Consider the following 19,307-nt stretch of genomic DNA (forward strand, 5'->3'; position numbering starts at 1 on the left):
TTCTTACGCCGTGGCCACGGCGCCGGTGTTGGCCGGCGCCAGGTCGATGGCCTTCTCTACGGTGACCGTGCCGAACATGCCGCCCAGGCCCACGGCCGCCGGCGTTGCCGCCGGCACGCGCACGGTGTTGGCCGGCAGCGTGGCTTCGAGCACGGCCGGCAGCACCACGCTGCCCTGCCCTTGCGTGACGCGGACCGGGTCGCCCGACTGGATGCCCAGGCGGGCAAACATGTCGGCCGGCAGCGCGATCTGCATGGCGCGGCGCGCGGCAGCGGTCAGCTGCAGCGAGTCGGCGCGGCGCACGATCGGGTCGGCGTGGTAGATAGGCACGTCGGCGATGCGTTCGATGCCGTTGGCGGCAGCGGCGGCAACGCGGATCGGCGCATCGGTGGCGTTGTCCAGCTGTGCCTCGACCGGGGCCGACAACACTTCAGCACGGACCGACTCGGCAGTTTCGTAGTCGAAACCCGCCACGTCCAGCAGATTGCCCAGCACGCGCAGCACCTTCCAGCCCGGACGCGACTCGCCCAGCGCGCGAACCACGCCGTTGAAACTCTGTGCCTTGCCTTCGCAGTTGACGAAAGTGCCGGAGGTTTCCGTGAACGGCGCGACCGGCAGGATCACGTCAGCGTACTGCATGGCCGCTTCCGAACGGAACGGCGACAGCACCACCACCGTGTTGGCCTGCGCCAGCGCGGCCAGGGCCTTGCCCGGATCGGCGGTGTCGAATTCCGGCTCGGTGTTCAGCAGGATGTAGGCCTTGCGCGGCGCGTCCAGCATCGCCTGCGCGTTGGCGCCGCCTTGCTTCGGCAGCGCGCCGGCGATGTAGCCGCCGACGGTGTTGGCCGCTTCGGTCAGGAAGCCCAGCGTCGCACCCGTTTCCGTCGCGATCCACTGTGCCAGCGCATGCAGCGCCGAGAACTGCGGATGACGCACCGCTTCGTTGCCGAGGAACACGGCACGGCGCTCGCCTTGCAGCAGCGCTTCTGCCGTCTTGGCGGCGGCGTCGCCACCATCGAAGCCCTCGGTGCCGGCCGGGGCCGCGACGCCCTTGGCGGCGGCGACGGCTCGGGCCACGCCGGCCAGTGCGGCGGTCCAGCCGGACGGCGCCACGTCGATGCGGGTCGCCGGCATCAGCAGGTCTTCACCGCCGGCACCCAGCACGGCCACGCGGGCGCCCTTCTTGGTCGCCTGGCGCAGGCGCGAGGCCAGCAGCGGATGATCCTTGCGCAGCGAGGAGCCAATCACCAGCACGCGTTGCAGCGCGGTGACGTCGGCAACCGGCAGGCCGAGCCACGGCGCGCCCTTGAGCGCGGCCGAGAAGTCGGACTGGCGCAGGCGGAAGTCGACGTTGTCGCTGCCCAGGCCACGCACCAGCTTGCCCAGCAGGAACAGTTCTTCCAGCGTGCTGTGCGGGCTGGCCAGCGCAGCGATCTGGTCGGCGCCATGCTCGCGCTTGATGCCGGCCAGGCCGTTGGCCACGTATTCCAGCGCGGTCTGCCAGTCGGTTTCCATCCATTCGCCGCCTTGCTTGAGCAGCGGGCGGGTCAGGCGGTCGGCACTGTTCAGGCCTTCATACGAGAAGCGGTCCTTGTCGGAGATCCAGCACTCGTTGATGTCTTCGTTTTCCAGCGGCAGCACGCGCATCACGCGCTGGTTCTTGGTCTGCACCACCAGGTTCGCGCCCAGGCCGTCGTGCGGCGACACCGACTTGCGGCGGGCCAGTTCCCAGGTACGGGCCGAGTAGCGGAACGGCTTGCTGGTCAGCGCGCCGACCGGGCACAGGTCGATCATGTTGCCCGACAGTTCCGAGTCGACGGTCTTGCCGACGAAGGTGGTGATTTCCGAGTGCTCGCCGCGGTTGAGCATGCCCAGCTCCATCACGCCGGCCACTTCCTGGCCGAAGCGCACGCAGCGGGTGCAGTGGATGCAGCGGGTCATCTCCTCCATGGAGATCAGCGGGCCCACGTTCTTGTGGAACACCACGCGCTTCTCTTCCTTGTAGCGCGACTCCGAGGCACCGTAGCCCACGGCCAGATCCTGCAGCTGGCACTCGCCGCCCTGATCGCAGATCGGGCAATCCAGCGGGTGGTTGATCAGCAGGAATTCCATCACGGACTTCTGCGCCTTGACCGCCTTCTCCGAATTGGTGAAGACCTTCATGCCGGGGGTGACCGGCGTGGCGCAGGCAGGCAGCGCCTTCGGGGCCTTCTCGACCTCGACCAGGCACATGCGGCAGTTGGCCGCGATGGACAGTTTGCGGTGGTAGCAGAAGTGCGGGATGTAGGTGCCCAGCTTGCGGGCCGCTTCCATCACCAGGCTGCCCTCAGCAACCTCAACCTTCTTGCCGTCGATCTCTAGTTCAACCATGTTCTGCCACGCTTAGATGTAGGCCGGAACCATGCACTGCTTGTGTTCGACGTGATATTCGAACTCTTTCCAGTAGTGCTTGAGCATGCCGCGGACCGGCATCGCCGCGGCATCGCCGAGCGCGCAGATGGTGCGGCCCATGATGTTTTCCGCGACGTTGTTGAGCAGGTCCAGGTCTTCCTGGCGCCCTTCCCCGTGTTCGATGCGATTGACCATGCGATACAGCCAGCCGGTGCCTTCGCGGCACGGCGTGCACTGGCCGCACGATTCCTCAAAATAGAAGTACGACAGGCGCAGCAGCGAGCGGACCATGCAGCGCGTCTCGTCCATCACGATCACCGCGCCCGAGCCCAGCATCGAGCCGGCCTTGGCGATCGAGTCGTAGTCCATGTCGGACGCCATCATCAGGTCGCCCGGCACCACCGGCGCGGACGAACCGCCCGGGATCACCGCCTTGATGCGCTTGCCGCCGCGCATGCCGCCGGCAAGTTCCAGCAGCTTGGCGAACGGCGTACCCAGCGGGATCTCGTAGTTGCCGGGACGCTCGACGTCGCCCGAAACCGAGAAGATCTTGGTGCCGCCGTTGTTCGGCTTGCCCAGCTTCAGGTAGTTTTCCGGGCCGACGGCCAGCAGGAACGGCACCGCGGCGAAGGTCTCGGTGTTGTTGATGGTGGTCGGCTTGCCATACAGGCCGAAGCTGGCCGGGAACGGCGGCTTGAAGCGCGGCTGGCCCTTCTTGCCTTCCAGCGATTCGAGCAGCGCGGTTTCCTCGCCGCAGATGTAGGCGCCATAGCCGTGGTGGGCGTGCAGCTGGAAGCTGAAGCCCGAGCCCAGGATGTTGTCGCCCAGGAAGCCTGCCGCACGCGCCTCTTCGAGGGCTTCCTCGAAGATCTTGTACTCGTTCCAGATCTCGCCGTGGATGTAGTTGTAGCCCACGGTGATGCCCATCGCATACGCGCCGATGGCCATGCCCTCGATCAGCGCATGCGGGTTGTAGCGGATGATGTCGCGGTCCTTGAACGTGCCGGGCTCGCCTTCATCGGTGTTGCAGACCAGGTATTTCTGACCCGGGAACGTGCGCGGCATGAAGCTCCACTTCAGGCCGGTCGGGAAACCCGCGCCGCCGCGGCCACGCAGGCCCGATGTCTTGACGTCGGCGATCACCTGCTCGGGCGGGATCTTCTCGGTCAGGATGCGCTTCAGTTGCTGGTAGCCGCCACGCTTGACGTAGTCTTCCAGATGCCAATTCTTGCCGTCCAGGCCGGCCAGGATCAGCGGCTGGATATGGCGGTCGTGCAGACTGGTCATATTACTTGCCCCCCTTGGCGGCTTCGCTCTTGAGCTCGTCGACAAGCGCGTCGAGCTTGTCGTCGCTCATGAAGCTGCACATGCGGGTGTTGTTGACGATCATCACCGGCGCGTCGCCGCAAGCGCCCATGCACTCGCCCTCTTTCAGGGTGAAGCAGCCATCAGCGGTGGTCTCGTTGTAGTCGATCCCGAGCTTGCGCTTCAGGTACTCGCCAGCCCGCTCGCCGCCCGACAGGGCGCACGGCAGGTTGGTGCAGACGGCGAGCTTGAATTTGCCCACCGGCTTGGTGTCGTACATGTTGTAGAAGGTCGCCACCTCTTCCACCCACACGGGCGGCATCTCGAGGTAGTTGGCGACGAACTGCATGACTTCGGGGGAAACCCAGCCCACCTCGCCCTGTGCCACGGCAAGCGCCGCCATCACGGCCGACTGCTTCTGGTCGGCCGGATACTTCGCGATCGCGCGATCGATTTCCTTGAGAGCTTCTGCTGATAGCATGGTCATTGCAGTAAAACGGCGGAGTCAGCGCCACTGGGCGTCCATCCGCAGGTTTGCAGCCGTCGCTGCCGTTCCGCCGGCGGGCCTTAGGCCTTGCCGGTCCGCCGCGGGTCTTCCGGGCCGCTCCGCTCGGCGGAGCACCTCGGAAAGCGCCCGGATCGTCGTCCGGGCCGGCGGTCCGTGATTAGCGGTCGATCTCGCCGAAGACGATGTCTTGCGTGCCGATGATCGTTACCGCGTCAGCAATCATGTGTCCCTTGGCCATTTCGTCCAGCGCGGCCAGGTGCGGGAAGCCAGGCGCACGGATCTTCAGGCGGTACGGCTTGTTCGCGCCGTCCGAGATCGCGTAGATGCCGAACTCGCCCTTCGGGTGCTCCACCGCTGCGTACGCTTCGCCTTCGGGCACGTGGATGCCTTCGGTGAACAGCTTGAAGTGGTGAATCAGTTCTTCCATGTTGGACTTCATGTCCACGCGCGAGGGCGGCGCCACCTTGTGATTATCGGTGATCACCGGGCCCGGGTTGCGGCGCAGCCACTCGATGCACTGCCTGATGATGCGGTTGGACTGGCGCATCTCTTCCACGCGCACCAGGTAGCGCGCGTAGCAGTCGCCGCCCACGCCCACCGGCACGTCGAAGTCCATCTTGTCGTACACCTCGTACGGCTGCTTCTTGCGCAGGTCCCACTCGATGCCCGAGCCGCGCAGCATCGGGCCGGTAAAGCCCATCTGCATCGCACGTTCCGGACTGACGACACCGATGTCCACCAGCCGCTGCTTCCAGATCCGGTTGTCGGTCAGCAGCGTCTCGTACTCGTCGACATACTTCGGGAAGCGGTTGGTGAAGTCCTCGATGAAGTCCAGCAGCGAGCCCGAACGCGCTTCGTTCATCGCCTTGATGGCACGCTCGTTGTGGATCTTCGAGGCACGATATTGCGGCATCGTGTCAGGCAGGTCGCGGTAGACGCCGCCGGGACGATAGTAGGCCGCGTGCATGCGCGCGCCCGACACCGCCTCGTACATGTCGAACAGGTCTTCGCGCTCGCGGAAGGCGTACAGGAACACCGCCATCGCGCCCACGTCGAGGGCGTGCGCACCGATCCACATCAGGTGGTTCATGATGCGGGTGATCTCGTCGAACATCACGCGGATATACTGCGCGCGGACCGGCACTTCCAGGCCCAGCAGGCGCTCGATCGCCATCACGTATGCGTGCTCGTTGGACATCATCGACACGTAGTCGAGACGGTCCATGTAGGGCACGCTCTGGATCCAGGACTTCTGTTCGGCCAGTTTCTCGGTGGCACGGTGCAGCAGGCCGATATGCGGGTCGGCGCGCTGGATGACTTCACCGTCCAGCTCGAGCACCAGGCGCAGCACGCCGTGCGCGGCCGGGTGCTGCGGGCCGAAGTTCAGGGTGTAATTCTTGATGTCTGCCATGGCGCGTTCTCAGTGCTCCAAACCGCCGTACTTGTCCTCGCGGATCACGCGCGGCGTGATTTCGCGCGGCTCGATCGTGACCGGCTGGTAGATGACCCGCTTCTGCTCGGGGTCGTAGCGCATCTCGACGTAGCCGGAGACCGGGAAATCCTTGCGGAACGGATGGCCGACGAAGCCGTAGTCGGTCAGGATGCGACGCAGGTCCGGGTGGCCGTCGAACACGATGCCGTAGAAATCGAAGGCTTCGCGCTCGAACCAGTTCACCGAGTTCCACACGTCGATCAGGCTGGCCACCACCGGGAAATCGTCATCCGGAGCGAACACGCGCAGGCGCAGGCGCCAGTTGTTGGTAATCGACAGCAGGTGCGAGACGGCGGCAAAGCGCGGGCCTTCCCAGGCGCCGTCGCCGAACTCGGAATAGTCCACGCCGCACAGGTCGATCAGCTGCTCGAAGCGCAGCGAGGGATCGTCGCGCAGGATGCGGGCGGCTTCCAGGTAGTCGTCGGCCTTGACGATCAGCGTCAGTTCGCCGGTCGCCTCGATCAATTTCTGCACGCGCTTGCCGAGAACCTTCTCGAGCGCGGCCTTCAGGATGTCGAGCTTCGCCATTTCAGCCCTTGCGCGCGATGGTGTTGGTACGCTTGATCTTGTTCTGCAGCTGGATCACGCCGTAGATCAGCGCCTCGGCCGTCGGCGGGCAGCCCGGCACGTAGATATCCACCGGCACGATGCGGTCGCAGCCACGCACCACCGAGTACGAATAGTGGTAGTAGCCACCGCCGTTGGCGCACGAGCCCATCGAGATCACCCAGCGCGGTTCGGCCATCTGGTCGTAGACCTTGCGCAGCGCGGGGGCCATCTTGTTGCACAGCGTGCCAGCCACGATCATCACGTCCGACTGGCGCGGCGACGGGCGGAACACCACGCCGAAGCGGTCCAGATCGTAGCGCGCGGCGCCGGCATGCATCATTTCCACGGCACAGCAGGCCAGGCCGAAAGTCATCGGCCACAGCGACCCGGTGCGGGTCCAATTGATCAGCTTGTCAGCGGTAGTCGTGACAAAGCCTTCGTTGAGAACGCCTTCGATTGCCATTTCACATCACTCCCAATCGAGCGCGCCCTTTTTCCAGATGTAGACGAAGCCCACGATGAATTCCAGCAGAAACACGCCCATGGCGATGAAACCCGGCCAGCCGATATCCCTCAGGGCAACACCCCAGGGAAACAGGAAGGCGGTTTCGAGATCGAACAGGATAAAAAGGATGGCGATGAGGTAGTAGCGCACGTCGAACTTCATGCGCGCATCCTCGAACGCTTCGAAGCCGCACTCGTATGGCGACAGCTTCGCGGGATCGGGCTTGTTCGGACCAAGGATCCGGCCAATCGACATCAGTGCCACGCCGAGCACGACACCGAAGATGATGAAGATGAGAACGGGGAAGTAGGCTTCGAGATTCAAGGTACGGCCAGCCTTATCTGGAATGTTGTCAACAGCACCAGCTGAAGCGGCGTCCTGTTGCCCACCCCAGGCGCTAAGCCACGAGAATCATGGCGCGCCGCCTTGCGGACTGCCGGAGCCCCACGCTCGGGTGCATTGCCCGGCCAGGGACTCCGATCAAGTTGTTTGGTGCCGACGGCGAGACTCGAACTCGCACAGCTTTCGCCACTACCCCCTCAAGATAGCGTGTCTACCAATTTCACCACGTCGGCTGGGGGAGAAACAATATTGCCTGGCGCCGGGTTTTCAGGCCCTTCGGGACTCTCGCCGGGGCGTTCCGCCTTCGCTCAAGACCCATCGCTGGGGAATCGTTTCAAGCCTTGCATTCTAACCTAAATTTCTTGCTTTGTTCAACGCACAACTGCAAAAAAACTCAGGAATCCGCCGCAAGGCAATCGGATTATTTCGGTACAGCGGGGCCTGCGGGCGCCGAAGCGCCGGCCGCGGCGGCCGGGGCTGCGGCCGGTGCCGATGCGCCTGCCGTGGCCGGTGCCGAGGCCGGAGCGGCGCCCATCACGCCCAGCGATGCAGCGGGCTTGTAGTTGCCCAGCAACGTCAACGCCAGCGTGGACACGAAGAACAGCGTGGCCAGCACGGCGGTGGTGCGCGACAGGAAGTTTGCCGAGCCGGTGGCACCGAACAGGCTGCCCGAGGCGCCCGAGCCGAATGCCGCGCCCACATCGGCGCCCTTGCCATGCTGGATCAGCACCAGGCCAATCACGCCCAGGGCCGACAGCACCTGCAACACCACCAACAAAGTCTTGAAGATTGCCATTTGATTTAAATAAGCGTTACTTGCCTGGTTACTTCCTGATCGAAACCATCGAAACGATCCGGAACGGCCGGCATTCAGGCGTTGCCGATCGCGAGAAAATCTTCCGATTTCAGCGAGGCGCCGCCAATCAGCCCCCCGTCGATATCGGCCATGGAAAACAGTTCGGCCGCGTTGTCCGGCTTGACGCTGCCGCCGTACAGGATGGCCATGCGCCCGGCCACGCCGGCGTCGCGGGCCGCCACCTTGCCGCGCAGGAAAGCATGCACGGCTTGCGCCTGGGCGCTGGTCGCGGTCTTGCCGGTGCCGATCGCCCAGACCGGCTCGTAGGCCAGCACCACGCGGCTCAGCTGCTCCACCGACAGCGCGTCCAGCACTGCCTGCAGCTGGCGGCCGACAACGGCCTCGGTCTGGCCTGCCTCGCGCTCGGCCAGCGTTTCGCCGACGCAGACCACCGGGACGATGCCGAATTCCAGCGCGCGCAGCGCCTTGGCGGCGACGGCCTGGTCGGTTTCGCCATGGTAGGTGCGACGCTCCGAGTGGCCAACCAGCGCATAAGTGCAGCCGAACTCACCCAACATCGATGCAGCCACCTCGCCGGTAAAAGCGCCGCGCGCCTCCGCCGAGACATCCTGTGCACCCCAGGCCACTTGCGAGCCGTTCAGCACCGCCTGGCATTGTGCAAGATAGGGGAACGGTGCGCACACCGCCAGCGACGCACGCGCCACGCCGGCCTTGATTTCCTCCAGCAGCGCCGCGTTTGCAGCCAGGCTGCCATGCATCTTCCAGTTGCCGATGACGAGCTTTTGTCTCACGAGGTGCCCCTCCCAAATCAAACCCGCTATTGTAGCGTGTGGCAGGGGCGGGACGCTACCGCCGCCCGACAACGGCGGGCGGCGGTATTCTGTCGCGTGGATTCAGCGCCGGCACACGGCGTATGGCATCACCAGGTCAGCACGATCTTGCCGATATGCTCGCTCGACTCCATCAGGCGGTGCGCGTCGGCGGCCTGCGCGGCGGGGAAGACCTGGTGGATCACCGGCTTGATCTTGCCCGCAGCCAGCAGCGGCCACACCTGCTCGTGCAGCGCCGCGGCAATCTTGCCCTTGAACGACGCCGGACGCGGTCGCAGCGTCGAGCCGGTCACGGTGATGCGGCGGCGCAGGATATCGCCCAGCGGGATCTCGGCCTTGGCGCCACCCAGCAGCGCGATGATGACGATGCGGCCATCGTCGGCGATGCACTTCAGCTCGCGCGCCAGGTACGGGCCGGCGACCATGTCGAGGATCACGTCGACGCCCTTGCCGCCGGTCAGCGCGGCTACCTCGGCAACGAAGTCCTGCGTCTTGTAGTTGATCGCGCGATCGGCGCCCAGGTCCTCGCACGCCTTGCACTTTTCATCGGTGCCGGCGGTGACGAACACCGTGAAGCCCAGCGCCTTCGCAATCTGGATCGCGGTGGTGCCAATGCCGCTGGAGCCGCCCTGGATCAGCAGCGTTTCGTCCTTGCCGCGCGGGCCCTGGCCCAGGTAACCGCGGTCGAATACATTGCTCCACACCGTGAAAAAGGTTTCCGGCAGCGCGGCGGCTTCGATATCGCTGAGACCGTCAGGCGCCGGCAATACCTGCGCCAGCGGCGCGGTGCAAAGCTGCGCGTAGCCGCCGCCCTGCACCAGCGCGCAGACGCGATCGCCAACCTTCAAGCCGAAGCGGTTGTCGGCATGCGACAGGTCGCCGCCGACCACCACGCCTGCCACTTCGAGGCCAGGCAGGTCCGACGCACCCGGCGGCACCGGATAGTTGCCGGTGCGCTGGAACACGTCCGGGCGGTTCACGCCGGCTGCCGCCACGCGGATCAGCACCTCGCCTGCGGCGGGCACGGGATCGGGCCGCTCGGTCAGCTGGAGGACTTCGGGGGCGCCGTATTCGCGGATCTCGATGGCTTGCATGCTTCTTTGCTCCTTGTCTTTGCTCGGTGTGAGGCTTTGCTCGATGGGTTGCCGCAGTGTAAACAAAAAAACGGCCGGGCATCGCCCGGCCGTTTTTTCCGCGGCACCGCCTTACGGCGGCACCGTTGGGACAGCGACTGCCCCGCTTACTGCTGCTGCTCCGAGCCGCCGGCCGGTGCCGCCGGGGCAGCGCCTTCGCCAGCGTTGATCGGGCTGATGCTGCCGCCCTCTTCGGCAAGCGCTGCCTTCAGCGACAGGCGCAGGCGGCCCTTCTCGTCGGCCTGGATCAGCTTGACGCGGACCTGCTGGCCTTCCTTCAGCCAGTCCTTGATGTCCTTCACACGCTCGTTGACGATTTCCGAGATGTGCAGCAGGCCATCCTTGCCCGGCAGGATGTTGACGATGGCGCCGAAGTCCAGCAGCTTCAGCACGGTGCCGTTGTAGATCTTGCCCACTTCGGCTTCCGCGGTGATGCCCTCGATGCGGCGCTTGGCTTCGGCCATGCCTTCGGTCGAGGTCGAGGCGATGGTGATGGTGCCGTCTTCCTGGATGTCGATGGTGGTGCCGGTTTCCTTGGTCAGCGCCTGGATGGTCGAGCCGCCCTTGCCGATCACTTCGCGGATCTTGTCCGGATGGATCTTCATGGTGATCATGCGCGGGGCATGCTCCGACAGCTCGGTGCGGGCGTGGCCCATGGCTTCCTGCATGTTCGACAGGATGTGCAGGCGGCCTTCCTTGGCCTGCGCCAGCGCAACCTGCATGATCTCCTTGGTGATGCCCTGGACCTTGATGTCCATCTGCAGCGCGGTGATGCCGTTGTCGGTACCCGCCACCTTGAAGTCCATGTCGCCCAGGTGATCTTCATCGCCCAGGATGTCGGTCAGCACGGCAAACTTGTTGCCTTCCAGGATCAGGCCCATGGCCACGCCGGCCACGTGCGCCTTGACCGGAACGCCGGCATCCATCAGCGCCAGGCAGCCGCCGCAGACCGAAGCCATCGACGACGAGCCGTTGGATTCGGTGATCTCCGAAACCAGGCGGATGGTGTAGGCGAATTCATCGTCCTTCGGCAGCACCGGGATCAGTGCGCGCTTGGCCAGGCGGCCATGGCCGATTTCGCGGCGCTTCGGGCTGCCCACGCGGCCGGTTTCACCGGTGGCGAACGGGGGCATGTTGTAGTGGAGCATGAAGCGGTCGCGGTACTCGCCGGCCAGCGCGTCGATGATCTGCTCGTCGCTCTTGGTGCCCAGCGTGGCCACCACCAGCGCCTGCGTCTCGCCGCGGGTGAACAGCGCCGAGCCGTGCGCGCGCGGCAGCACCGACGAACGGATCTCGATCGGGCGCACGGTGCGGGTGTCGCGGCCGTCGATGCGCGGCTCGCCGTTCAGGATCTGGCCGCGGACGATCTTGGCTTCCAGGTCGAACATGATGTTGCCGACTTCCACCTTGTCGGCTTCCACGCCCGCTTCCGCCAGCGCGGCGGCCACGTTGGCCGACACTTCCTTCAGCTTCTGGCTGCGGGCCGACTTCTGGCGCAGCTGGTAGGCTTCCTGCAGCAGCGGCAGCGCGACTTCGGTGACCTTGGCGATCAGCGGCTCGTTCTTTGAGGCCGGGGTCCAGTCCCACTCGGGCTTGCCGCCTTCGCGCACCAGTTCATGGATGGCGTTGATGGCGGTCTGCATCTGCTCGTGGCCATAGACCACGGCGCCCAGCATCACGTCTTCCGACAGCTGGTTGGCTTCCGATTCCACCATCAGCACGGCGCGCTCGGTGCCGGCGACCACCAGGTCCAGGTCCGAGGTGGCGATCTGCGAGCGGGTCGGGTTCAGCAGGTACTGGCCGTCCTTGTAGCCAACGCGCGCGGCGCCCACCGGGCCGCTGAACGGGATGCCCGACACGGCCAGCGCGGCCGACGCGCCGATCAGCGCGGGGATGTCAGCCGGCACTTCCGGGTTCAGCGACACCACGTGCACCACCACCTGCACTTCGTTGTAGAAGCTTTCCGGGAACAGCGGGCGCAGCGGACGATCGATCAGGCGCGAGGTCAGGGTCTCGTTTTCCGACGGACGGCCTTCACGCTTGAAGAAGCCGCCGGGGATCTTGCCGGCCGCGTAGGTCTTCTCGATGTAGTCGACGGTCAGCGGGAAGAAGTCCTGGCCCGGCTTCGGGTTCTTGGCGGCGACCACGGTCGCCAGCACCACGGTGTCTTCCACATCGACCAGCACGGCGCCGCCGGCCTGGCGGGCGATTTCGCCGGTTTCCATGCGGACCTTGTGCTGGCCCCACTGGAATTCCTTGACGACCTTGTTGAACATGGACATGTGCATTCCTTGTCTTGCGTGCACGCCGCAATCGTTGCGCAGCGTGCCACGCCTGCGTTCTCAGCCGCAGGCTAACTGCCGGAGGCAGCTGCGGTCGCAGGGAAGTGCTATGCCATTCCAGCGCGGCACTGTTGCCGATGCCGCGCTGGAATGACACAAAGCCCTGTTTCCTTGGCCGATCCGGATACTAAACCCAGAAAAAAGAACAACTTACTCCGTTGCGCGCCTTGCCGCAACGGGGTTCCGGCGAATCCAGATCCTCGCCGAAAGCAGTGAAGCGAAAATCACTCCAACAATCTGCAGCATTACCGGCCGGCGCGGAATCGCCCGGCCAGAAATGCAAAATGCCTGCCCCAGCAATGCTGAAGCAGGCATCCAGGCCTCACGCGAAACCGTGCAAACCCAGGAATCGCGCTGCCATCGTACGCAACCTCTTGCGCGAGCTTACTTGCGCAGGCCCAGCTTTTCGATCAGGGCGCGGTAGCGGTCGGCATCGTTGGACTTGAGGTAGTCCAGCAGGCGGCGGCGGCGGCTCACCATGCGCAGCAGGCCGCGGCGGCTGTGGTGATCCTTCATGTTGGCCTTGAAGTGCGGGGTCAGTTCGTTGATGCGGGTGGTCAGCAGGGCCACTTGCACTTCGGGGCTGCCGGTGTCGTTGGCGCCACGGGCGAACTGCTTGATGACTTCGGACTTGTTGATATCGGCGACTGCCATGATGATTTCCTTTCACTTGCGACCGCCACAGCGCGGGATGCGCCGCATGCGTCGTGTCACGGATTTGCCGCCATCCGGCCAGGAGCCAGGCGACGACAGCCGCGCATTATAGCCGAAAAGGCGCGCGAGGAGAATCGGAACTCCCGCGCGGCCTTCCGGCGCTCAGGGGCGCTCTATCAAGGACGCTCCATCCGGCACGTGGTCGGCAGCGTGGTCTGCGCCGCCTTCAGCTTGCGCACGGTGCGGAAGCCGTAGCCCGAGCCCTCGTTGTCGAACCGCACCGCACCGCCCTGCTTGTCCATCACGGACACATAGAGCGGCTGCAGTACCTGGTGGTCCTCCGCGCGGATTGTAGCTTCATGGAAGTCGTTGACGTAGCGCATATTCTCCAGCGTCCGCGCCACCCTGACCGCGTCGGTGGTGCCCGCCTTCTCGATGGCGCGTGCCAGCATTTCCACCATCATCTGCATGCGCAGATGCACGTAATCGTCCTTCGGCTCGGGGTAACGCGCCCGGAACTGCTGGTAAAACGCATCCGAGGCAGCGCCGCCCACGTTCGGGTGCCATTCGGCCACGGCCAGCACGCGGCCAACGCCAGCATCGCCCATTGCCGCCGGGGCGCCCAGGCCGTTGCCGTAGAACGTGTAGAACTTGGCCTGCAGCCCGCCCTCGCGTGCCGCCTTGACCATCAGGGTCAGGTCGTTGCCCCAGTTGCCGGTGATGACCGCATCGGCGCCGCTCGCCTTGATCTTGGCGATATAGGGGGCAAAATCCTTGATCTTGCCGATAGGATGGAATTCGTCGCCGACAATCTGGATGTCCGGGCGGCGCGCGGCCAGCATCTCGCGCGCCGAACGCGCCACCTGATGGCCGAAGCTGTAGTCCTGGTCGATCAGATAGACCTTGCGCACGGACTGGTCCTGCCTGATCACCTCGGTCAGCGCCTGCATGCGCATGTCGGCGCTGGCGTCGAAACGGAAATGCCAGAAGCTGCAGTTCTCGTTGGTCAGGCTGGGATCGACCGCCGAATAGTTCAGGAACAGCACGCGCGCATCGGGCTGGCGCGCATTGTGCCGGTTGATGGCAGAGACCAGTGCCCCGGCCACGGCCGAACTGTTGCCCTGCAGGACGAAGGGAATGCGCCGGTCGGTCAGGGCGCGGAACTGGATCAGGCTCTCATCGACATTGCCCTTGCTGTCGAACGTCACCAGCTCGAAGGTTCGCGCGCCCTCGGCGGTCTTGACGCCGCCGCGGGCATTGACGCGTTCGATCGCCAGGCGCAGGTTGCGCGCCACGGCCTCGCCCGCGTTGGCGAACGGGCCGGAAAGTCCGTCGATCATCCCCAGGCGGATCGGCTCCTGAGCGGACGCGCCCGCTGCCACTGCCAACAACAAGCCGCCCAGCCAACCTCGCAACCGCGCCACACCCTGCATAGTCTCTCCCGGAAAGCGGTGGATGGTACGGCAGCACGCCGGTCCGGTGCAAATGACGCCCGCGTGCACCGCCTCCGCCGGGATTTGGCGCGGATCCCATCATATTGCGCGAAGAAGCGGCAGAAAGCAGCGCCAAGGCCACACAATGGCAGGCGTGGGACTACACTCTCGATATCAGCAAAGCATTGACCGAGGCCGTCATGAACCCTGCAATTGCCGGCGGTGCCCGCCGGCTCACCCTGGCGCTTGCCGCAGCCCTGCTCTGTGCCTGCACCACGCTGATGCCGGTCCAGGAAGGCACCAAGCTGGTCGGCCAACCCAAGGCTGCGGTCCAGGCGAGGTTCGGGCCGCCCACGGACATCTACAACTTGCCCGACGGCACCTCGCGCTGGATCTATTCCCAGCAGCCGATGGGCCAGTACGCCTATGGTGCCGAATTCGACCGCAACGGCAACCTCACGAGCTTCCGCAACATGCTGTCGACGCTGGAGCTGTATAAGGCGCAGGTCGGCACCTGGACCCGGGAGGACGTCGCCGAGCACTTCGGCGTGACGCGGCTGCCGGTCGAGTATTTTCCGCGGATGCGCAATGAGGTCTGGTCCTACCGCTTCCGCCATGAAGACGTATGGCCGTCGCTGTTCCACTTCTATTTCGACGATGCCGGCGTGCTGCGCCGGACCCAGATCACGCCCGACCCGCTCTACGACCCCGATGAAAGATTCCGCCGATGGTAGGCGCACATGAAAAAGCCCGCCATCCCCGGGTCGGGAATGGCGGGCTTGGTCCGTACGCTCAGGCCGGGTAAGCCATCCGCCGCCTAACGCAGAAGCCTTGGTCAGATCTGCGGGTTGATCTTCTGCACGGCCTTGTCGTGCAGCTTGTTCAGCGCGGCCAGGTAGGCCTTGGCCGATGCGGCGACGATATCCGGGTCGGTGCCCACGCCGTTGACGATGCGGCCGGCCTTGGACAGGCGCACGGTCACTTCGCCCTGAGCCTCGGTACCGCCGGTGATCGCGTTCACCGAGTACAGCACCATCTCGGCGCCGCTGGACACGCGCGACTCGATCGCATGCAGCGTGGCGTCCACGGGGCCGTTGCCCTCGCCTTCGCCGCTCTGCTCCTGGCCGTCCATGCTGAACACCACGCGTGCATGCGGGCGCTCGCCGGTCTCGGAACGCTGCGACAGCGAAATGAAGCGGAAGTGCTCGTTCGCGTCATGCTGCGCCTCGTTCGAGACGATCGCCATGATGTCTTCATCGAAGATCTCGGCCTTCTGGTCGGCCAGCTCCTTGAAGCGGGTGAAGGCGGCGTTGACTTCGCTCTCGCTGTCGAGCTCGATGCCGAGCTCCTGCAGGCGCTGCTTGAAGGCATTGCGGCCCGACAGCTTGCCCAGCACGATCTTGTTGGCGGTCCAGCCCACGTCCTCCGCGCGCATGATCTCGTAGGTGTCGCGCGCCTTGAGCACGCCATCCTGGTGGATGCCCGAGGCATGCGCAAAGGCGTTGGCGCCGACCACAGCCTTGTTCGGCTGCACCACGAAACCGGTGATCTGCGATACCAGCTTGGAGGCCGGCACGATCTGCGTGGTGTCCACGCCGACGTCCATGTTGAAGTAGTCGCGGCGGGTCTTCACCGCCATCACCACCTCTTCCAGGCTGGTGTTGCCAGCGCGTTCGCCCAGGCCGTTGATGGTGCACTCGACCTGGCGCGCGCCGCCCAGCTTGACCGCGGCCAGCGAGTTGGCCACAGCCATGCCGAGGTCGTTATGGCAGTGCACCGACCAGATCGCCTTGTCCGAATTCGGAATGCGCTCGCGCACCGAGCGGATCAGCTCCGCGTAGCCTTCCGGCACGGCATAGCCGACAGTGTCCGGGAGGTTGATGGTGGTCGCGCCCTCTGCGATCACGCCTTCGAGCACGCGGCACAGGAAGTCCATGTCCGAGCGGCTGCCGTCTTCGGGCGAGAACTCGATATCGTCGGTGAACTGGCGCGCAAAGCGCACTGCCAGGCGGGCCTGCTCGTACACCTGGTCCGGCGTCATGCGCAGCTTCTTCTCCATGTGCAGCGCGGACGTAGCGATGAAGGTGTGGATGCGGAACGAGTTGGCGGGCTTGAGCGCCTCGGCCGCGCGGGCGATGTCCTTGTCGTTGGCGCGGGCCAGCGAGCAGATGGTCGAGTCCTTCACCACCTGGGCGATCGCGCGGATGGCTTCGAAGTCGCCATTGGAGCTGGCCGCAAAGCCGGCCTCGATCACATCGACCCTCAGGCGTTCCAGCTGGCGCGCGATGCGGATCTTTTCCTCGCGGGTCATGGAAGCGCCGGGCGACTGCTCGCCGTCACGCAAGGTGGTGTCGAAAATGATGAGTTTGTCAGACATTTTGTGGAGCTCCTGAGTAGCTTCTGGTGTGCTGTCCCGGGCCTGCCGTGTCCGGGGCTTACCGCCTGTTCCGCGCTCCACGGCTGTGGAATGCAAAACGCCCCGGCGTGCACGAGCAGGCCGGGGCGTTGGTGTTCCTTACGGATTCCGCGCTAAGGGTAGCGTTGTCCTCAGCGCGCGCGCGTCCCGACCTGATGGCCTAGTAGGCCACCTAGGGTGGTGCGGGCGAGTAGGACTTGGCGCGAAATCATGGGAGCGACTATAGCTGGTTTGGCGCGCAGGTGCAATACAGGGTTTTGCCCAACGCGCCCGCTTGCCGCCGCGCCTTTCAGCCCTTGGGCGGGATGCGCAACTTCTGGCCCGGGTAGATCTTGTCCGGATGCGACAGCATCGGCTTGTTGGCTTCGAAGATCCTGTTGTACTCGGCGCCGTTGCCGTAGGCGGCCTGCGCGATGGCCCACAGCGTGTCGCCCTTGACCACGGTATGCCATTGCGATTCGGTCGATTCGACGTTGACCGACATCTTGTCCTCGACCTTGTCCACGCCTTCGACGTTGCCGGCGCAAAGGATGATCTTCTCGCGCGTGGCCTGGTCCGGCGCCACGCCGAACACCGTCACCAGGCCCTGCGAGCCATCCACCTGCACCATCAGACCGGTGGCATCGAGCCCCATCTTCTTGATGTACGCCTCGATCGCATCGCCCGCGGCACGGTTGGCGGCATCGACCTTCTCGGCCGATGCATCCGCCGCCGCGGCCTGCTGCGCCGCCTTGGCCTCGCCGGTGCCGAACAGCTTTTCCCCCGCTTCCTTGATGAAGTCGAACATGCCCATGACATCCTCCTGACGGTAAGTGGAAAACACTGCAGAGTGCCACGGCCCGGTGGCCGCGGCGTGAAAACAATTGTGAAACCGGGAAAGCACGAAGGGCGCCGTAGCGCCCTTCCCTGCCTGCAACCTTCAAGCGTTGCCGCCGTTTCCGTTGCCGCCGTTGCCGCTTTCGCGCACCTTGCGGACCCCGCCCGGCTGCCCATGAATGGCACGCCAGCCCCACAGCACGTAGCCCGAGATCGCGTAGGCGACGAACAGCCCGAATAGCGCCACCGGCGGATCGGTCGACACCACCACGAACAGCACCAGGACCAGCACCATCATGCCGAACGGCACGCGGTAGCGCACATCCAGCGCCTTGCCGCTGTAGAACGGCGCGTTGGACACCATCGACAGCCCCGCATACAGCGTGATGCCGAACGCCACCCACGGCATCCACAGCTCCTTGACCGGCAGCTTGTTGTCGATCACCAGCCAGACAAAGCCGGCGACCAATGCCGCGGCAGCCGGGCTGGGCAAACCCTGGAAGAAGCGCTTGTCGACCACGCCGATATTGGCGTTGAAGCGCGCCAGCCGCAGCGCCGCGCAGGTGCAATAGACAAAGGCCGCTATCCAGCCCCACTTGCCGAGGTCATGCAGGATCCATTCATACATCACCAGCGCCGGCGCGACGCCGAACGAGGTCATGTCCGACAGCGAGTCATACTGCTCGCCGAACGCGCTCTGCGTATTGGTGATGCGCGCCACGCGCCCGTCCATGCCATCGAGCACCATGGCCGCGAAGATCGCGATGGCGGCCACGTCGAAGCGCATGTTCATCGCCTGCACGATGGCGAAGAAGCCGGCGAACAATGCCGCGGTGGTGAACGCGTTGGGCAGCAGGTAGATGCCGCGGCGGCGCGGCCGCTGGCGTTCGTAGGCGATGTCGTGGTCGTCCGCGGCATCGTCGTCATAGTCCTCGGCACCGCGCAGCTGGTTGTGGCGGAACGGCCGCAGGTGCGTCACGTTGCCGCTGCTGCCCCGCTTGTTACGTCGATGGAAGGCAACCATCGCAGTCCTCCTGTCTTGTCGTCCTGTCGCGCTGGTCAGGCCTTCGCTCACTTCACGTCGAGTTCGGCGAGGATGGTCGACGACGCCGACACCTTCTCGCCAATGGTCACGCGCGGACGCGCGTCGAGCGGCAGGTACACGTCCACGCGCGAACCAAAGCGGATGAAACCGTAGCGCTGGCCGCGCGCGAGCTTGTCGCCCACCTTGGTGTAGCAGAGGATACGGCGCGCCACCAGGCCGGCCACCTGCACCAGCGTCACCACCTGGCCATCGGCCGCGCGGCGGATGACCACGGCGTTGCGCTCGTTCTCGACCGAGGCCTTGTCCAGGTCCGCGTTGACGAACTTGCCCGGAAAATATTCGACCTTCTCCACCGCGCCGTCGACCGAAACGCGGTTCGAATGCACGTTGAAGACGTTCATGAAGACGCTGATCTTCAGCGCCTCGCGGTTGGCATACGGATCCTGCGTCTTCTCGACCACGACGATGCGGCCGTCCGCGGGCGCCAGCACCGCATTGGGCGCCGAGGGAATCGGGCGCGGCGGGTCGCGGAAGAACTGCAGCACGAACACCGTGATGATCCACAGCGGCAGCGCCCACCAGAAGCCCGCGCTGGCGTGCACCAGCAGCGAGATGACAAAGGCGCCGGCCAGGAACGGCCAGCCTTCACGGGCGATCAGCGGATGAGGATAGTTCATGCAGTACGAGTTTCGATGGAATCAACACCAAGGCCACGACGTCGCGGCGGCA

18 protein-coding genes and 1 tRNA gene are annotated in these 19,307 nt (G+C 65.1%); 1 reads left to right on the forward strand and 18 read right to left on the reverse strand.

What is annotated here, in order from left to right; genetic code table 11:
* Positions 1-3 precede the first annotated feature (3 nt).
* From nuoG to J8I34_RS19735, 14 genes are all read right to left on the reverse strand, one after another.
* Complete coding sequence (gene nuoG, locus J8I34_RS19670; protein WP_209806756.1) at positions 4-2,370, reverse strand: NADH-quinone oxidoreductase subunit NuoG; 2,367 nt, start codon at positions 2,368-2,370, stop codon at positions 4-6.
* Between the two features lie 12 nt (positions 2,371-2,382).
* Positions 2,383-3,678: an NADH-quinone oxidoreductase subunit NuoF gene (gene nuoF, locus J8I34_RS19675; RefSeq protein WP_029044767.1), complete on the reverse strand. Its 1,296-nt coding sequence runs from the start codon at positions 3,676-3,678 to the stop codon at positions 2,383-2,385.
* A gap of 1 nt (position 3,679) precedes the next feature.
* A complete protein-coding gene (gene nuoE / locus J8I34_RS19680) occupies positions 3,680-4,177 on the reverse strand; it encodes an NADH-quinone oxidoreductase subunit NuoE (RefSeq protein WP_029044768.1) in 498 nt (165 codons plus the stop codon).
* Positions 4,178-4,361: 184 nt separating this feature from the next.
* On the reverse strand, positions 4,362-5,615 hold the full coding sequence (locus tag J8I34_RS19685) for an NADH-quinone oxidoreductase subunit D (protein ID WP_029044769.1): 1,254 nt from the start codon (positions 5,613-5,615) through the stop codon (positions 4,362-4,364).
* A 9-nt stretch (positions 5,616-5,624) separates the two neighbouring features.
* Positions 5,625-6,224, reverse strand: a complete 600-nt coding sequence (locus J8I34_RS19690) for an NADH-quinone oxidoreductase subunit C (protein ID WP_209806757.1) — start codon at positions 6,222-6,224, stop codon at positions 5,625-5,627.
* A 1-nt stretch (position 6,225) separates the two neighbouring features.
* Positions 6,226-6,708 (reverse strand): NuoB/complex I 20 kDa subunit family protein, encoded by a 483-nt coding sequence (locus tag J8I34_RS19695; RefSeq protein WP_011297145.1) that lies wholly within the window; start codon positions 6,706-6,708, stop codon positions 6,226-6,228.
* A 6-nt stretch (positions 6,709-6,714) separates the two neighbouring features.
* The gene (locus J8I34_RS19700; RefSeq protein WP_010809131.1) at positions 6,715-7,074 is read right to left on the reverse strand and encodes an NADH-quinone oxidoreductase subunit A; all 360 of its coding nucleotides are present in this window, start codon (positions 7,072-7,074) and stop codon (positions 6,715-6,717) included.
* Positions 7,075-7,240: 166 nt separating this feature from the next.
* Positions 7,241-7,325: transfer RNA gene (locus tag J8I34_RS19705), tRNA-Leu, on the reverse strand.
* Between the two features lie 188 nt (positions 7,326-7,513).
* On the reverse strand, positions 7,514-7,888 hold the full coding sequence (gene secG, locus J8I34_RS19710) for a preprotein translocase subunit SecG (RefSeq protein ID WP_029044771.1): 375 nt from the start codon (positions 7,886-7,888) through the stop codon (positions 7,514-7,516).
* 74 nt (positions 7,889-7,962) lie between these two features.
* On the reverse strand, positions 7,963-8,700 hold the full coding sequence (gene tpiA / locus J8I34_RS19715; protein ID WP_209806758.1) for a triose-phosphate isomerase: 738 nt from the start codon (positions 8,698-8,700) through the stop codon (positions 7,963-7,965).
* Between the two features lie 128 nt (positions 8,701-8,828).
* Positions 8,829-9,833, reverse strand: coding sequence for an NAD(P)H-quinone oxidoreductase (locus J8I34_RS19720; protein WP_029044773.1), 1,005 nt, complete (start codon positions 9,831-9,833; stop codon positions 8,829-8,831).
* Positions 9,834-9,979: 146 nt separating this feature from the next.
* Positions 9,980-12,154, reverse strand: coding sequence for a polyribonucleotide nucleotidyltransferase (gene pnp / locus J8I34_RS19725; protein WP_209806759.1), 2,175 nt, complete (start codon positions 12,152-12,154; stop codon positions 9,980-9,982).
* Positions 12,155-12,598: 444 nt separating this feature from the next.
* On the reverse strand, positions 12,599-12,868 hold the full coding sequence (gene rpsO / locus J8I34_RS19730; RefSeq protein WP_010809136.1) for a 30S ribosomal protein S15: 270 nt from the start codon (positions 12,866-12,868) through the stop codon (positions 12,599-12,601).
* A gap of 176 nt (positions 12,869-13,044) precedes the next feature.
* Positions 13,045-14,301, reverse strand: a complete 1,257-nt coding sequence (locus tag J8I34_RS19735; protein WP_209806760.1) for a branched-chain amino acid ABC transporter substrate-binding protein — start codon at positions 14,299-14,301, stop codon at positions 13,045-13,047.
* 200 nt (positions 14,302-14,501) lie between these two features.
* Here J8I34_RS19735 and J8I34_RS19740 point away from each other — a divergent pair, with 200 nt between their 5' ends.
* Positions 14,502-15,035: a hypothetical protein gene (locus tag J8I34_RS19740; RefSeq protein ID WP_029044776.1), complete on the forward strand. Its 534-nt coding sequence runs from the start codon at positions 14,502-14,504 to the stop codon at positions 15,033-15,035.
* A 101-nt stretch (positions 15,036-15,136) separates the two neighbouring features.
* Here the strand turns inward: J8I34_RS19740 and J8I34_RS19745 are convergent, their stop codons facing one another.
* From J8I34_RS19745 to J8I34_RS19760, 4 genes are all read right to left on the reverse strand, one after another.
* Positions 15,137-16,678 carry a 2-isopropylmalate synthase gene (locus tag J8I34_RS19745; protein WP_029044777.1) on the reverse strand — a complete coding sequence of 514 codons (1,542 nt, stop codon included), beginning with the start codon at positions 16,676-16,678 and terminating at the stop codon, positions 15,137-15,139.
* 328 nt (positions 16,679-17,006) lie between these two features.
* A complete protein-coding gene (lysM, locus tag J8I34_RS19750) occupies positions 17,007-17,510 on the reverse strand; it encodes a peptidoglycan-binding protein LysM (protein WP_209806761.1) in 504 nt (167 codons plus the stop codon).
* A gap of 126 nt (positions 17,511-17,636) precedes the next feature.
* A complete protein-coding gene (gene pssA, locus J8I34_RS19755) occupies positions 17,637-18,557 on the reverse strand; it encodes a CDP-diacylglycerol--serine O-phosphatidyltransferase (RefSeq protein ID WP_029044779.1) in 921 nt (306 codons plus the stop codon).
* Positions 18,558-18,604: 47 nt separating this feature from the next.
* Positions 18,605-19,255: a phosphatidylserine decarboxylase gene (locus J8I34_RS19760; protein ID WP_029044780.1), complete on the reverse strand. Its 651-nt coding sequence runs from the start codon at positions 19,253-19,255 to the stop codon at positions 18,605-18,607.
* Between the last annotated feature and the right edge of the window lie 52 nt (positions 19,256-19,307).

The sequence above is a fragment of the Cupriavidus phytohabitans genome (assembly GCF_017815025.1).
GTDB lineage: Bacteria > Pseudomonadota > Gammaproteobacteria > Burkholderiales > Burkholderiaceae > Cupriavidus.

What these genes read in the sequence shown, in the direction of transcription:
- nuoG (WP_209806756.1), bottom strand. Translation starts at nt 2,370, where the DNA reads ATGGTTGAACTAGAGATCGACGGCAAGAAGGTTGAGGTTGCTGAGGGC.
- nuoF (WP_029044767.1), bottom strand. Translation starts at nt 3,678, where the DNA reads ATGACCAGTCTGCACGACCGCCATATCCAGCCGCTGATCCTGGCCGGC.
- nuoE (WP_029044768.1), bottom strand. Translation starts at nt 4,177, where the DNA reads ATGCTATCAGCAGAAGCTCTCAAGGAAATCGATCGCGCGATCGCGAAG.
- J8I34_RS19685 (WP_029044769.1), bottom strand. Translation starts at nt 5,615, where the DNA reads ATGGCAGACATCAAGAATTACACCCTGAACTTCGGCCCGCAGCACCCG.
- J8I34_RS19690 (WP_209806757.1), bottom strand. Translation starts at nt 6,224, where the DNA reads ATGGCGAAGCTCGACATCCTGAAGGCCGCGCTCGAGAAGGTTCTCGGC.
- J8I34_RS19695 (WP_011297145.1), bottom strand. Translation starts at nt 6,708, where the DNA reads ATGGCAATCGAAGGCGTTCTCAACGAAGGCTTTGTCACGACTACCGCT.
- secG (WP_029044771.1), bottom strand. Translation starts at nt 7,888, where the DNA reads ATGGCAATCTTCAAGACTTTGTTGGTGGTGTTGCAGGTGCTGTCGGCC.
- J8I34_RS19720 (WP_029044773.1), bottom strand. Translation starts at nt 9,833, where the DNA reads ATGCAAGCCATCGAGATCCGCGAATACGGCGCCCCCGAAGTCCTCCAG.
- pnp (WP_209806759.1), bottom strand. Translation starts at nt 12,154, where the DNA reads ATGTCCATGTTCAACAAGGTCGTCAAGGAATTCCAGTGGGGCCAGCAC.
- rpsO (WP_010809136.1), bottom strand. Translation starts at nt 12,868, where the DNA reads ATGGCAGTCGCCGATATCAACAAGTCCGAAGTCATCAAGCAGTTCGCC.
- J8I34_RS19735 (WP_209806760.1), bottom strand. Translation starts at nt 14,301, where the DNA reads ATGCAGGGTGTGGCGCGGTTGCGAGGTTGGCTGGGCGGCTTGTTGTTG.
- J8I34_RS19740 (WP_029044776.1), top strand. Translation starts at nt 14,502, where the DNA reads ATGAACCCTGCAATTGCCGGCGGTGCCCGCCGGCTCACCCTGGCGCTT.
- J8I34_RS19745 (WP_029044777.1), bottom strand. Translation starts at nt 16,678, where the DNA reads ATGTCTGACAAACTCATCATTTTCGACACCACCTTGCGTGACGGCGAG.
- lysM (WP_209806761.1), bottom strand. Translation starts at nt 17,510, where the DNA reads ATGGGCATGTTCGACTTCATCAAGGAAGCGGGGGAAAAGCTGTTCGGC.
- pssA (WP_029044779.1), bottom strand. Translation starts at nt 18,557, where the DNA reads ATGGTTGCCTTCCATCGACGTAACAAGCGGGGCAGCAGCGGCAACGTG.
- J8I34_RS19760 (WP_029044780.1), bottom strand. Translation starts at nt 19,255, where the DNA reads ATGAACTATCCTCATCCGCTGATCGCCCGTGAAGGCTGGCCGTTCCTG.